Origin of the sequence: Paraburkholderia fungorum (assembly GCF_046026025.1) — a bacterium.
Taxonomy (GTDB): Bacteria; Pseudomonadota; Gammaproteobacteria; order Burkholderiales; family Burkholderiaceae; genus Paraburkholderia; species Paraburkholderia fungorum_E.
The window spans coordinates 178699-192826 of sequence record NZ_JAQQFL010000008.1; the positions used below are offsets into that span (position 1 = coordinate 178699).

The window sequence follows — 14128 nt, forward strand, 5'->3', positions numbered from 1 at the left end:
GCGTATGAGGCACATCCCTGGATAAACGTGATTTTTTCGAATGTTTGTCCCGCAAATTATTCGCTTGTGGCGCATCGTGTCGCAGAGAAAAATTCCGTTCATGCACCTTTGGCATGAAGGCGATAGCCGAAGGCAATGCGCCAACGCACCAGGTTTTCAGGAGACGACATGCGACTCGATCGAAATTTTGCTAACGGCTGCTTTATCGACGCGGCAAGCGACGAGCTCATCGCCGTCATCAACCCCGCCACCGGCGCTGTGATTGCACACGTCACGGGCGCCACCCGGGCCGAGGCCGTCGCCGCGGTCGACGCGGCAGCCGCCGCGCAAAAGGGCTGGCGCAAGCTGCCTTCGGCCGAGCGCGCGGTCTATCTGCACAAGCTCGCCGACGCGCTCACGGAATGCGCGCCGGCCATCGGCGCGGCGCTCGCGCTGGAGTCGGGCAAGAGCGTCGCCGACGCCACCAATGAGGCGATTTACGCCGGCCAGATCACCCGCTATCACGCCGAGTGGGCGCGCCGCATCGAAGGCGAGGTGATTCCGAGCGACACGCCCGACGAAAACCTTGTGCTGCATCGCGAACCGATCGGCGTGGTCGCGTGCCTGATCCCGTTCAATTACCCGGTCTATACGTTCATGCGCAAGGTGGCGCCCGCGCTGATCGCCGGCAACACCGTGGTGGTGCGCCCGAGCAACAACACGCCGACCTCCGCGTTCGAGATCGCGAGGGCGGTGGAGAAGGCCGGCCTGCCGGCCGGCGTCGTGAACATTCTCGCGATGAATCACGCAACCGCCGAGGCGCTCTGCACGCATCCCAAGGTCGGCATGATCACGCTGACGGGCAGTGTCGGCGCGGGACGCAAGGTACTCGAATACTGCAAGGCGAACATCGCCAAGCCGTCGCTCGAACTGGGCGGCAAGACGCCCGCGATCATCGAGGCAGATGCCGATCTCGAGAAGGCCGCGCGCGATCTGGTCGCGTCCAAAACCACGCACTGCGGGCAGCTTTGCACGGCGATTGAACGCGTCTACGTGCAGGAAAGCGTGCATGACCGTTTCGTCGCGCTGCTCAAGAAGCACATGAGCGCGGTGGAATGCGGCGATCGCAGCGAACAGCCTTCGCTGATGGGGCCGCTCGTCAACGAGGCGTCGCGCCAGTCGATTCACGGCATGGTCGAGCGCGCGGTTGCGGCGGGCGCCACGCTGGAAACCGGCGGCAAGCTGCCGCAAGGCGTGGGCTATTTCTATCCGGCCACCTTGCTGTCGAACTGCCGCCAGGACATGGAAATCATCCAGGAAGAAACCTTCGGTCCGATCATGCCGGTTGTCAAATACCGCACGCTCGACGAAGCACTGGAGATGGCCAACGACCATCAGTTCGGTTTGTCATCGGTGCTTTACACCGAGACCTATCGCAGCGCGATGAAGATCGCCAACGGCATCGAGGCAGGCGAGTTGTACGTGAACCGCACGCCGGCCGATCCGTACCAAGGTTTCCACGCGGGCTGGAAACGTTCGGGTCTCGGCGGCGACGACGGGAAGCACGGCATGCTCGAATTCACGCAGACCCGCCTCGTGGTCATGAAGTACTGAAGCAGATATTTGAAGCAGCGATTGAAGCAAAAACGGCGCGTGCCGCGCGATTCAGAGTAGGTGGCACGCACCGCCTTGAAACCCACAGAAACGCAGCAAACCGCTGCACCTATAAAAATATTTGGAGACCCGGCCCGGCGCTGTGTCTCTCAGGAGCGCTCACGTGTCATCGCAACCCGTTCAAACCGCTGCTTCGCTCGCATCGAGTGAAGCAGCCGCACTGAAAAGCAATAATGCTCAACGCTATATCCAGCTCATGTTGCTGGTGGTGGCGGCCGGCGCGATTTACCCGATTCTGTATCTTCGGCAGGTCTATCAGCCGACCATGCTCGAAGTGTTTCACATCACCGACAGTCAGCTCGGCTATCTGTATTCGTCGCTCGGCACGATCTTTCTGCTGAGCTACCTACCGAGCGGCTGGCTCGCCGACCGGATCGCGCCGCGCCTGTTGATCTGTTTTTCGCTGATCGCAACCGGCGTGCTCGGCTTGTGGTATTCGACCGCGCCGTCGTTCCAGATGCTGATGCTGATCTTCGGCGGCTGGGGGCTGTCGACCGGATTGACCTTCTGGGCCGCTGTCATCAAGCGCGTGACGATGATCGCCGGTACGCACGAGCAGGGCCGCTTTTTCGGTTTGCTCGACGGCGGACGCGGCTTGATCGAAGCCATGCTCGCGACCATCGCGATCACGCTGTTCGCCTGGCTGACTCAGACCAAGGGCGAACCGGTGACGGCCGGCTTCAGGATGGTCGTCTACATGTACGCTTTTCTATGCATCGCGCTCGGTGTGGTGCTCGCACTCGTCAAAGACGCTCAAGGCACAAAAGACGCTGCCGCTAACCGCGCCACACGCAAACGCAACAATGTGCTGGTCGATCTGAAAACGCTCGCGTCGATTCCCGAATTGTGGCTGGTCGCGGCCATCGTGTTCTGCGGCTATCAGGTGTTCTGGGCCACCTACAGCTTCTCCGCGTATCTGCATGAAGGCGAGATCGGTTTGACCGTAGTGATGGCCGGCACGATCACGACACTCAAGCTGTGGATGCGCCCGATCGGTGGCATTGGCGGAGGTTTTCTCGGCGACCGTTACTCGAAGGTCTCGGTGCTGGTGATCGCGCTGTTCCTGGCCGCACTGTCACTGCTGGGCCTGATGGCGGCGCCGCGTATTTCGAGCCATGTGTTGCTGGTGTTTCTCGTGCTGTTCATCGGCATTCTGACTTACGCGATCCGGGGTCTTTACTGGTCGCTGCTCGACCGCTGCAACATCCCGGTCGAAACGATGGGCCTCGCCATCGGCCTGATCTCCGTACTCGGTTATTCGCCCGACGTGTTCCTGCCGTTGATCAACGGTTATCTGACGCAGAACTTCCCGGGTGTCTTCGGTTACCAGCTTTACTTCGGCTACGTGGCCGCAATGGCGGCGCTCGGCGGCTTTGCCGGCCTCGCGCTGAGAAACATGCTCAACAGGAAAGGGGTTGCGTAAATGAAAGTCGTCTCGCTCGAAACGCATATCGTCGCCGTACCGCCGCCGCACGTAGGCGGCATGTACTGGATTTTCGTGAAGCTCAAGACCGACTGCGGTATTGAGGGCGTCGGCGAAATCTATTCGGCGACGTTCCATCCGAAGGCGATGACGCACATCATCGACGATGTATTCGGCCGCTACCTGCTCGATAAGGATCCCCACCATATCGAACGGCTCTGGCGCGAAGCGTATTCGAGCGGCTTCACGCAACGTCCCGATCTGACGATGATGGGCGTGGTGAGCGGGTTGGAAATGGCGTGCTGGGACATTATCGGCAAGGCGGCGAACAAGCCGGTGTACGAACTGCTTGGCGGTATGGTGAACCCGCGCCTGCGTTCATACACGTACTTGTACCCGAAGAACAGCAAGGGCGAGTACGACTACGACGATCCCGATCTTGCGGCCGAGTGCGCCGTTGAAAACGTGAAGCGTGGTTTTACCGCGGTGAAGTTCGATCCGGCGGGGCCGTACACGGCTTACTCGGGTCATCAGCTGTCGATGGAAGTGCTCGACCGTTGCGAAACATTCTGCCGCCGCGTGCGTGAAGCCGTCGGCAGCAAGGCCGATCTGCTGTTCGGCACGCATGGGCAGATGGTGCCGTCGTCGGCCATCCGGCTCGCTAAACGGCTCGAGAAATACGATCCGCTGTGGTTCGAAGAACCGGTGCCGCCGGGACAGGAAGGCGCGATGGCGCAAGTCGCGCGGCACACGAGTATTCCGATTGCCGCGGGCGAGCGCCTGACCACCAAGTATGAATTCTTCAAGCTGCTCGAAGCGGGCGCGGCGTCGATCCTGCAACTGAACGTGGCGCGTGTGGGTGGCCTGCTCGAAGCGAAGAAAGTCGCGGCGATCGCCGAGGTGTATTACGCGCAGATCGCACCGCATCTGTACAACGGGCCGATCGGCGCGGCGGCCAGCATTCAGCTCGCAGCCTGCACGCCGAACTTCCTGATTCAGGAAAGCATCGGCACGTGGGACGGTTTCCATGCGGCGGTGCTGAAGAAGCCGATTCAATGGGAAGACGGCTACATCATCCCTTCGCAGGAACCGGGACTCGGCGTGGAGTTGAACATGGACGTGGTGCGCCAGCACACGCCGTATACCGGCGAGCGTTTGCATCTGCAGATGGCGGCTCGTCCTGCCGACGTGAAAGATCTCGCGGCGGCCAAGGGCTGAAGCTCCCGGCTTCATCGGTTTTACGCATTCAATGGATTGGGCGCCGTCTGGCGATATAGAGCATGAACTACGATTACATCATCGTCGGTGCGGGTTCGGCGGGCTGCATTCTCGCCAATCGCCTTTCGGCGTCGGGCCAATATTCCGTCCTGCTGCTTGAAGCGGGCGGCAAGGACAGCTCGTTCTGGTTCAAGATTCCGGTGGGTTTCACCAAGACGTACTACAACGAAACCTATAACTGGATGTACTACAGCGAGCCCGAAAAGGAACTCGACAACCGGCCGATCTATTGCCCGCGAGGCAAGGTGCAGGGCGGCTCCGGCTCGATCAACGCGATGATCTATGTACGGGGCCAGCCGCACGATTTCGACGACTGGGCTGCGGCGGGCAATCCGGGCTGGGCGTTTCACGATGTGCTGCCGTATTTCCGCAAGCTCGAATCGCATCCGCTCGGCAACACCGAGTATCACGGCGCGGACGGCCCGATCCGTATCTCCCCGATGAAGGATGCGGTTCATCCAATCTGTCACGTGTTCCTGAAAGGCTGTGACCAGGCCGGCTATAAGCGCAGCGACGACTTCAACGGCGCGCGATTCGAAGGCGCGGGCATCTACGACGTGAACACGCGCAACGGGCAGCGTTCGTCCAGCAGCTTCGAGTACCTCCATCCTGTGCTGACGCGCAAGAACCTGACGGTCGAGCGTGACACGTTGGCGAACCGCGTGCTATTCGACGGCAAGCAGCGGGCAATCGGTGTGAGCGTGACGCAGAACGGCGCTACGCGGCAATTCATGGCGAAGCGCGAGGTGATCCTGGCGGCGGGCGCGGTCGATTCGCCCAAGCTGCTGCAACTCTCGGGCGTAGGCGACAGCGCATTGCTGGCGAAGCATCGCATCGCGATGGTCAAGGAACTGCCCGCTGTGGGACAGAATCTGCAGGACCATCTGTGCGTGAGCTTCTACTACCGCGCGAACGTGGAGACGCTGAACGACGAAATGCGGCCGTTGCTCGGCAAGCTCAAGCTCGGCCTGCAGTATCTGCTGACGCGCAAGGGACCGCTCGCGATGAGCGTGAACCAGTCGGGCGGGTTCTTCAAGGGCAACGATCAGGAAGCACAGCCGAATCTGCAGTTGTACTTCAATCCGCTGTCGTACCGGATTCCAAAGAGTAACAAGGCGAGCCTGGAACCCGAACCCTATTCGGGCTTCCTGTTGGCATTCAACCCCTGCCGGCCGACGAGTCGCGGATCGATCGAGATCGCGTCGAACCGTGCGGAAGACGCCGCGAAAATCCGCATCAACGCATTGACCACGGAGAAGGACATCGACGAGGTGATTCAGGGCTGCGAACTGGTGCGCAAGGTGATGGCATCACCGGCGTTGAAAGAGATCACCGTCGAGGAAATTTCGCCGGGCCCGCAAGTGAATACGCGTGAGGGCTTTCTGCAGTATTTCCGTGAGCAATCGGGTTCGATCTATCACCTGTGCGGCTCGTGCGCGATGGGCGACGATCCGCATACCTCGGTGGTCGATGCGCGTTTGCGGGTGCACGGCGTTGCCGCCTTGCGCGTGGTCGACGCTTCGATCTTCCCGAACATCACGTCGGGCAACATCAATGCGCCGACCATGATGGTTGCGGAGAAGGGCGCTGAGATGATCCTCATGGACGCCGCTGTCGAAGCCGCCTTTGAACCCGATGCGACAGAGCTGGCCGAATCAGCTTTCTCAGCCTAACGGCGCCGACTCCGACGAATCGAGCGCGCGTTCGGTCAGCCAGATCTCCTGTTGCAGCCAGTCGCGGAAGAGTGCGACATGCGGCAGCTCGTCCTGTTCCGCGCGCGTGACGAGCCAGTACGACTGATGCCCGTCGACGTGCACGTTCAGGACCTGCACGAGTTGGCCTTCCGCGAGTTCACGGCCGATCATGTGACGATCGGCGATCGTCACGCCGAGGCCGTCGACAGCGGCGCGGATCGCGTGATCGAGCAGATCGAATTCATAGCCGCCGCGGGTGTCGACGTTGTCGATGCCGGCGGCTTTTAACCAGTGTTGCCAGGTCAGATAGCGCTGATCGGCGCTTGCGAGCACATGCAGCAGCGTGAACTGGTTCAGATCGATGCCCGCGCGGCCGGCCTGGCGTGCCAGCAATGCGGGCGAGCAGACGGCGATATGCCGTTCGTTCATCAGCAGACGGTTGTCGAAACCTTCCCATTCGCCGTTGCCGAAACGGATCGCGCAGTCGAGCACGCCCGATTCGGCGAGATTGTCGTCGATACGCGTGGACAGGCTGAGTTCCAGATGCGGGTGTGCGTCACGCAGACGTCCGAGACGCGGCATCAGCCAACGGCTCGTGAAGGTGGGTGGCGCGTTGATGCGCAGGCGGTTGCGGTGGGTTTTCTCTTGCAGGCTGCGGACGGTGAGTTCAATCCGGTCGAATGATTGTTGCAGTGCTTGCAGGAGGATGCGGCCGGCGGCCGAGAGTTCCAGGTGATGATGGTGACGCTGGAGCAAGGTCTCGCCGAGTTGGGCTTCCAGTTGCCGGACTTGCCGGCTGACTGCGCTTTGAGTCACGTTCAGCAGCTCCGCTGCGCGGGTGAAGCTGCCCGTGCGGCCAGCGACTTCGAAGGCTTTTAGCGCGTTTAGCGCGGGCATTTTGCGTTTCAAGATCGGGGCCGGTGGGGCGCCTGAGGCGCGGGTGGTGGTATTTTACTTTGTTGCACATGCGGTTGGGGGGTGAGGGCTTTTGCCTGCGCGGCGCTTGGTTGTAGGCGTGCGGTGTTGGCCTTTCCTTGTTTTCTTAGCGGTTTATTAGCGTTGCCCCTGTGCTCTTGTGCTCCTTGGCGTTTCCTTGAATTGTTAGTGGTGTATTAGCGTTGCCCCTGTGCGGGGCGGCACCTACTTCTCTTTGCCTGCCGCAAAGAGAAGTAGGCAAGAGAAAGCGGCTCAAACCGCTAACTCCTAAGCGGGTCCCCCGCGCAGCCACGGTAGTGGTGCATCTGGAATCCGTGCTCTCGCACACTCCGCGCTAGTGACAAGGCGCTCATTCGCTCCCACTCCGCACTGCGTGCGTCGCGGACGAGTCTGCAAGGGAAACCTGGAGTTTCGGTTGAGTGTGGTGGGAGCCATCGGCTTCGCCTCGGCGAGGCGCTCCCGCACTCATTGGCGGTTCCCCACTTCAATTTTGACGAAGGACGAACGGCCCGAGCGCGAAAGCGCAACGGGTGGTTTCATGAACTGCGCGTCGGCGCGCGCAGCGCCGCCGGAAGAATGACTGCTGTGTCACTGACGCTGAATGTGCGAGAGCACGGATTCCAGATGCACCACTACCGTGGCTGCGCGGGGGACCCGCTTAAGAATTAGCGGTTTGAGCCGCTTTCTCTTGCCTACTTCTCTTTGCGGCAGGCAAAGAGAAGTAGGTGCCGCCCCGCACAGGGGCAACGCTAATAGACCACTAACAAATCAAGGAAAGGCCAAAACCATAAAACCACAACCAAGCGCCGAACAGGCAAAAAAACCGGGTCAATAAGCAATACAAACCGACTTACTTTCAGTATAAGAATCAACAATAGCCTTCCCATGTTCCCGCCCGATCCCAGACGCCTTAAACCCGCCAAACGGCATCGCCGGATCAACCATATTGTGCGTATTGACCCAAACCGTCCCAGCGTCGATCCCATCGACGAGTCGTAACGCCTTATCGAGCTGATTCGTCCACACACTCGCGCCAAGACCATATTCCGACGCGTTGGCCTGTGCCAGCACTTCATCGATATCGTCATAAGGCATCGCCACCAGCACGGGTCCGAACACCTCCTCCCTGACAACGGAAAGCGGTTTGCACGCACGATTGGCAATGACCGTCGGCCGAACAAAGAAACCCTCCGCGTCAACGGCCGCATCGCGCGACAGAATCTCGCCGCCTTCCTGTTTGCCCTCCGCAATCATGCCCATGACCTTGTCGCGGTGCCGGGCAGAAACCATCGGACCCATCTGCGTTGCGGCATCGAAACCGGAACCCAATGCAATGCCGTCGGCCACCGCTGCAATGCCCTGGACGACTTCGTCGTAAATCGATCGTGCGACATACAGGCGAGAACCCGCGGTACAGACCTGCCCGTGGTTGAAGAAAATCGCGCCCGCCGCGCCTTCAATGGCCTTCTTCGGGTCGCAATCGTCCAGCACGATCACCGGACTCTTGCCGCCGAGCTCCAGCGATGCCCGCTTCAGATCGTCAGCACACTGGCGGCCAATGATGCGGCCCACTTCGGTGGATCCTGTGAACGTGACCTTGTTCACCAGCGGATGCTTGACCAGCGCCGCGCCGGCAGTCTCGCCGCGGCCAGTGACGACGTTGAATACGCCTGGCGGGAAGCCGGCTTCGTGGGCCAGTTCGGCCAGGCGGATCGCCGTTAAAGGGGTTTCTTCGGCGGGTTTGAGCACGACGGTGCAGCCGCATGCGAGCGCCGGGGCGATTTTCCAGACCGCCATCAGCAGTGGGAAATTCCACGGGACGATTGCGGCGACGACACCGGCCGGGACGCGTTTCGTCGACGCGTTGTAGCGGGTGCCGGGTGGGAAGGCGATCGACAGGTCGAATGTCGTGCCCTCGATTTTGGTGGCCCAGCCGGCCATGTAGCGTAGCCATTGGACGCTGCCTGAAACTTCCAGCATCTTTGAGAATGCTATGAGTTTTCCCTGGTTTAGCGTTTCTAGCGTGGCTAGTTCGTCTGTGTGCTGTTCTACCAGGTCGGCTAGCTTTAGTAGCAGGTGCTCGCGGGTGGCTGGCGGCATTCTGCGCCAGGTGTCGGATTCGAAGGCCGCTTTTGAGGTTTTGACCGCGTGGTCGATGTCGGCTTCTGATGCGTCTGGGAGTTGGGCTAGATGTTCTCCTGTTGCTGGGTTGTAGATGGGGAAGGTTTTGCCTGCGGCGCTTGTGGTTTTTTCGCCATTGATGAACATCGTGGTCGGGAGCTGATGTGTTCTGGTTTTTTGGTCGGGCATTTTGGGTGTCTCCGGTGGTGGTGTTGGGTTTGCGGTTTTTCTTGCTGCTTGTCTGGGCGGTTGGGTTTTCGTTGTTCTGGTTTTTTGGCCTTTCCTTGCTTTGTTCGTGGTCTATTAGTGTTGCCCCTGTGCGGGGCGGCACTTACTTTCTTTGCCGCCGCAAAGAAAGATAAGCAAAGAAAGCGGCTCACCCCGCCAGCTCATAAGCGGGTCCCCCGCACAGCCGCGGTAGTGGTGCATCTGGAATCTGTGTTCCCGCGCACTCCGCGGTAGTGACAAGGCAGTCATGTCTCCCGACTCGCACTTCGTGCTTGTCGGAAGGGTCTGCTCGGCGGTTGTGATGGTTTGAGTTCTTGTGCAATGGTTTTCTTGCGCGCCATTTCGTTGCTAACGTGTATGCACATATCACGTTTGCCATTGCGCCTAGCACATACAGCACCGTGAATCCGGTGCCGAAAAAATAGGGGGTCGTCGATAACGTTGCGCCCAATATCATTCCGATATGGTGTGCTCCGCCTGGGCAGCTCGCACCTATTGCGCCGTGCGATCCGTCTCGCAGCTTCATCAGCGCCGGGATCGTCAGGCAGTCGAGAACCACAAATATCTTTGTCGCGAGCAGGGCCGCTGTCGGGCTGTCTGAGGCTGCGAGACCCATAATTGACGTCGCACGTAACACGTAAAGGACAACCAACATTCGGTTGTTGTTGCCGGAACAGTCGGCAATGAACGCCAACGCGCAAACAACACCCAGCGAAAGCGCAATCTGCCAGATCGGTTGCGCGGCACCCACACCGCAAATCGCAGACAACTGGAAACGCGCAAGAATGCCGCTCGATAAGCCCGCAAACAATGCGAGCAACGCAGTCGCTCCTGTCGCATGGATGGCCCCGGTCGACCGGTCTATGCTTTGATTCGTGTACCGATTTCGAGCGAAATCTTCAGGTGACGAAGTCAGCGCGCCGACAAGATGCCATCGGTAAAACAGCAATATGGCACCCACCGTTACAAACAACCCGGCTATCGCCGTGGAATGCTCCAAACCATCCACATATGCCGGCACGGCGCCCATTGCGGTCATCGCAGCCATCAGTGTCACCGTCGTTGCAAGCGTGCTGCGTGGTCTGGCTACACGTGATACCAACAACGGCACGATCGTCATCGTCGCCAACGCCAGCGCGCTCATCCACAACCCGCTGGCCCGCGTACTGAGACCGGTCTGCGCCACCAGCGCGGAGGCGCCGCTCACCAGCAACACACAGGCAACGCCTCGCACCGTAGTTGTCAGCCAGCGTGCCAGGCTGGCATCGCGTGCAATCAGTCGCTGTGCCACGCTGCGTGCAATCGCGGGGCGCATAGATATCGCGCCACCCACGCGCGCAGCAGGCCGTGCGCCGCGCGTCGTCGGGTCAGCGCTTGCAGCAGCCATGATCCGCAGACTTGCCGTCTTCAACGCTGTTTTGGTCACGCTCCGACGGTAAGTCCATCGTCGGATTGACGGAGAAGAAGTTGTTCGGCTTGAGCATGAAGCCGGCGTATTCCACCGGCATCACAGGGAAGTCCTCGGGTTTGCATACATGGGTGTGACCGAAGCTGTGCCACAAGACAATGTCCTCATTCTCGATGTTGCGGTTCGCCTCGATGTAGCGGGGCAAGCCGTCACCACCGGCGTGCTGGTTCGGATAGTCGCCGCTCGCGTAGCGCTCGGCCGGATCGAACGGTGTGACCCACACGTGACGGGTGGCAAAACCGCCGCGTTGGCGAACCTTGGAGCGCGGGTCGGCCAGCATCAACGGGGAGTCGTTCACGATCAGCTTGTAGCCGGGATTCGCGCCGACAGCGTTCTTCACGTTCGGGTTGGTCACCTTCCAGTAACGTCCGGTGCTGCCGTTCGCGACGCGCGCGGCTTCGCTCTCGGTTCTGAACACGCGCTTCGTGGTGTCGAAGACGTTGCCGTACGGATTCGTTTCGCCCATCGGGCGCGGCACGAATTCGTGTTCGGTCACGGTATTGCGCTCACCGTCCACCATCATGTGCATCCGCGCGTTGAAGAAGTGCTGATGGGTCGGGCCGCCAAGGTTTTCGGTAATCATGCCGCCCCACGGATACGTGTCGCCGTCGGCCACCGCGGACGTCTGGACGATGCCGGTCAACTTGCATTCGAGCTGGATCGTGCCGTCCTGATACAGGTACCAGTAGAAACCGTAGTCATAGTTGCCGACCGTCGCGAAAAACGAGATCACGAGGCGACGCGAACGGCGCATTTCGAAGACGCCAGTGCGAAACTCATAGTGTTTCCACAAGGTGCCGTAATCTTCTTCGTGCATGCACACGGCGTTCTTCATCAGGAACGCATTGCCGAAATCGTCAGCAGACGGGATGTCGAAATAGCGGATCGTGCCGAGGCAATCGCAACCGAGTTCGAGCTGGTTCGCCAGTTTTCCCAGGCCGTATTCGCCGGCATCGAATGCGCTTTTCCAGTAGTGGTTCGTGCTCGGGTCGGAGTAGGGCACGCACATCTCGGTCACGCTCGCCCGGTAGATAATCGGCCGCGCGTTCTTGCCGTCGTCCCATGACAGTTGATGCAGCACCAGCCCCTCGCGCGGCGTGAAGCCGACCCGGAAGTTCCAGTTCTGCCAGCTCACATGCCAGCCGTCGATCCTGAAGCTCGGACCCTCGGGTTGGCTGATCGACAACGGCTTGAGTGTGCTGCGCGCCTCACCGAGGCTCGGCGTGTCGTAGTTGTGCTTCGCGCGCGGAATTGGAATGATGCGGCCGTCGTCCACGAGTTCGATCACTCGCTTCTCGAGCAGATCGACCACCGCCACCACGCCTTCAATCGGATGCGCGTAGCCGTTATCGGTCACGCTCTCGCGGTAGTAACTCACGCAACGCACCAGGCGCCGGCCATTCTCGTTCTCGCGGTCGAAGCAGCCGGCGGAGAACGGATCGACCTGGACGCGCTCCAGATCGTGCTCGGTCAGGCCGCGCTTCAATACCGCAACACGCCACGCGGCGTCGTTCTTGACGATCTGCTCGGCGTTCATGAAGTCTTCGATCATGATCGGCGGCTGGCCGTAAGGCGCCCGATCACACGGTAGCGCGTTGCGCGAGGCGATTCTTTTTTCTCTCAGGTCTACGTTGTACTCGATGGTCGTGCCGTTCGTGCGGTCGATTGCCAGTACGAATGCCACGCGCGAAAAGTACTCGCCGCTCTTGAATGCGACCACCTCGGCCTTTGGCGGCTCGCGCAATTCGACCATCGGGAAGCGCACCTGCGCGTCGAGTTTTTCGGCGGCTTTCACGAGATCGCAGGCAAGCTGCATTTCGTCCGGACTCAGCGGATCAAGCGGATGAACGGGGGCGTGAGCGGCTTTCGTGGCATTCGTGTTCATAAGGTTCCCGTAAGGAGTGTGCTGGACCGGACCGCGGTCCCGCGTAGAAGAGCAAAACGCGGTGAACGCTGAGTCGATGGCAAATCGTAGGAACCCAATATTATTTTCGCGCTTGCTTATCGCGCCAAATGAACGATAAAGTGCGCCAGGTGCACTAGCACGGCAGCACACCAGCGAAGACTTGAGAGGAGACGCTCAGTATGAAAAAAGTCACGCTCAACGGCAGTTTCCCGATGATCCGCGCGGCGGTGATGGGGCCGGTTGTGCGCGCACTCGATGCATCAGGCGCCAATTGCGATGCGCTGCTCGAAGCGTTCGGCATGAGCCGGAAGCTCCTGTCGAACCCCTATGAAATCCTCCCGCTCACACGTTATGTGGCGGCATTCGAGCGCGCGGCAGAAGTACTCGACGAACCGTTGCTCGGCTTGCGTCTCGGCAGCGAATTGCAGGTGACGGAACTCGGGCCCGCGGGGCTGGTGTTTCTCTCGTCGCCGACCTTGAACGCGGCGGTGCGCAAGTTTTCGCTCGCGCTTGCGTCGTGGCAAAACACCACGACCTGCGAGTTGTTGCGCGATGGCGAATGGCCGGTATGGACCTATCAGATTGCCAATCCGCAAATCTGGCCGCGCCGGCAGGATGCGGAATACAGCCTGTCGACGATGTGCCATATGATCCGGGCCATCCGCGGCGCGGCGTGGAATCCGGTCGAGGTGCATTTCGAACATGCCGCGCCCGCCGACCTCAAGCCGTACGCCCGTATTTTCCGTGTACCGGTGCGCTTTCAGCAGCCTTTCAATGGGGTGATCCTGCGCCCGAAGGATCTCGATGCGCCGCTCAAGAGCGCCGACACGCAGATGGCGCGCATGATGGAGCGCCATGCCACCGATCTGATCGCGCGTGATGCGATGCCCCACAGCATCGTCGAGCAGGTGCGCGATCTGGTGACGCGACGGCTAGCGCACGAAAAGCTGATCGTCGCGGACATCGCGAAAGATCTCGGTCTCTCGCATCGCTCGTTACAGCGGCATCTGACGGAGGCGGGGACGTCCGTGCGGCAAATTGTGCGCGAAGAGCGGCAGCGTAGCGTGGAAGGGTTGCTTGAACGTGACGGGCTCACCAATGCGGCGATTGCGCGTGCCGTGGGTTATGCCGATGCAACGGTTTTGTGGCGCGCCACGCGCAACTGGAAAAAAGAATAAGTGGCGGCAGCGCGGCAAGTTCTTTCATTCTGAAAGAACTCGAAAGACTTAATCGTCACACAATAAACTTCAGCATCCTAAGTATTTTATGTGAACGGCAGAGCCTCACAGCGTCGAGGCGCATTGGCGCAAATTATCGAAAAATTGGCGCAGTTCGCGAAGACGCTTTATTTTTTAGCTACCTACCATGCGCTCACACCGAATCATCGAACGTCGGTCAACCGAGCGTCTGGACCAGCATTC

General features: G+C 60.2%; 9 protein-coding genes. 5 read left to right on the forward strand and 4 right to left on the reverse strand.

The genetic code is table 11. The features are described 5' to 3' along the window. The first annotated feature begins 168 nt into the window (after positions 1-168). The 4 genes from aldA to PQR67_RS11885 all read left to right on the forward strand — a co-directional run bounded on the left by aldA (position 169) and on the right by PQR67_RS11885 (position 6027). The gene (gene aldA / locus PQR67_RS11870; protein WP_408458645.1) at positions 169-1593 is read left to right on the forward strand and encodes an aldehyde dehydrogenase; all 1425 of its coding nucleotides are present in this window, start codon (positions 169-171) and stop codon (positions 1591-1593) included. A 163-nt stretch (positions 1594-1756) separates the two neighbouring features. Further along, complete coding sequence (locus PQR67_RS11875; protein WP_408458647.1) at positions 1757-3076, forward strand: MFS transporter; 1320 nt, start codon at positions 1757-1759, stop codon at positions 3074-3076. Continuing rightward, positions 3077-4294, forward strand: a complete 1218-nt coding sequence (locus PQR67_RS11880) for a mandelate racemase/muconate lactonizing enzyme family protein (protein ID WP_408458649.1) — start codon at positions 3077-3079, stop codon at positions 4292-4294. It abuts the gene before it with no gap. Between the two features lie 62 nt (positions 4295-4356). Further along, complete coding sequence (locus tag PQR67_RS11885; protein ID WP_408458652.1) at positions 4357-6027, forward strand: GMC family oxidoreductase; 1671 nt, start codon at positions 4357-4359, stop codon at positions 6025-6027. Here PQR67_RS11885 and PQR67_RS11890 read toward each other — a convergent pair. From PQR67_RS11890 to PQR67_RS11905, 4 genes are all read right to left on the reverse strand, one after another. Continuing rightward, positions 6019-6945 carry a LysR substrate-binding domain-containing protein gene (locus PQR67_RS11890; protein ID WP_408458655.1) on the reverse strand — a complete coding sequence of 309 codons (927 nt, stop codon included), beginning with the start codon at positions 6943-6945 and terminating at the stop codon, positions 6019-6021. The genes PQR67_RS11885 and PQR67_RS11890 overlap by 9 nt on opposite strands. An 867-nt stretch (positions 6946-7812) precedes the next feature. Beyond that, on the reverse strand, positions 7813-9294 hold the full coding sequence (gene styD, locus PQR67_RS11895; RefSeq protein WP_408458658.1) for a phenylacetaldehyde dehydrogenase StyD: 1482 nt from the start codon (positions 9292-9294) through the stop codon (positions 7813-7815). A gap of 187 nt (positions 9295-9481) precedes the next feature. Beyond that, positions 9482-10759 (reverse strand): hypothetical protein, encoded by a 1278-nt coding sequence (locus PQR67_RS11900; protein WP_408458661.1) that lies wholly within the window; start codon positions 10757-10759, stop codon positions 9482-9484. After that, positions 10701-12686: a primary-amine oxidase gene (locus PQR67_RS11905; RefSeq protein ID WP_408458663.1), complete on the reverse strand. Its 1986-nt coding sequence runs from the start codon at positions 12684-12686 to the stop codon at positions 10701-10703. The genes PQR67_RS11900 and PQR67_RS11905 overlap by 59 nt, the downstream gene beginning before the upstream one ends. A 200-nt stretch (positions 12687-12886) precedes the next feature. Here PQR67_RS11905 and PQR67_RS11910 point away from each other — a divergent pair, with 200 nt between their 5' ends. Then, positions 12887-13885: an AraC family transcriptional regulator gene (locus PQR67_RS11910; protein ID WP_408458666.1), complete on the forward strand. Its 999-nt coding sequence runs from the start codon at positions 12887-12889 to the stop codon at positions 13883-13885. Positions 13886-14128 lie beyond the last annotated feature (243 nt).

Coding starts and splice junctions, on each gene's coding strand:
- PQR67_RS11885 (WP_408458652.1), top strand. CDS start 4,357: ATGAACTACGATTACATCATCGTCGGTGCGGGTTCGGCGGGCTGCATT.
- aldA (WP_408458645.1), top strand. CDS start 169: ATGCGACTCGATCGAAATTTTGCTAACGGCTGCTTTATCGACGCGGCA.
- PQR67_RS11890 (WP_408458655.1), bottom strand. CDS start 6,945: ATGCCCGCGCTAAACGCGCTAAAAGCCTTCGAAGTCGCTGGCCGCACG.
- styD (WP_408458658.1), bottom strand. CDS start 9,294: ATGCCCGACCAAAAAACCAGAACACATCAGCTCCCGACCACGATGTTC.
- PQR67_RS11905 (WP_408458663.1), bottom strand. CDS start 12,686: ATGAACACGAATGCCACGAAAGCCGCTCACGCCCCCGTTCATCCGCTT.
- PQR67_RS11910 (WP_408458666.1), top strand. CDS start 12,887: ATGAAAAAAGTCACGCTCAACGGCAGTTTCCCGATGATCCGCGCGGCG.
- PQR67_RS11880 (WP_408458649.1), top strand. CDS start 3,077: ATGAAAGTCGTCTCGCTCGAAACGCATATCGTCGCCGTACCGCCGCCG.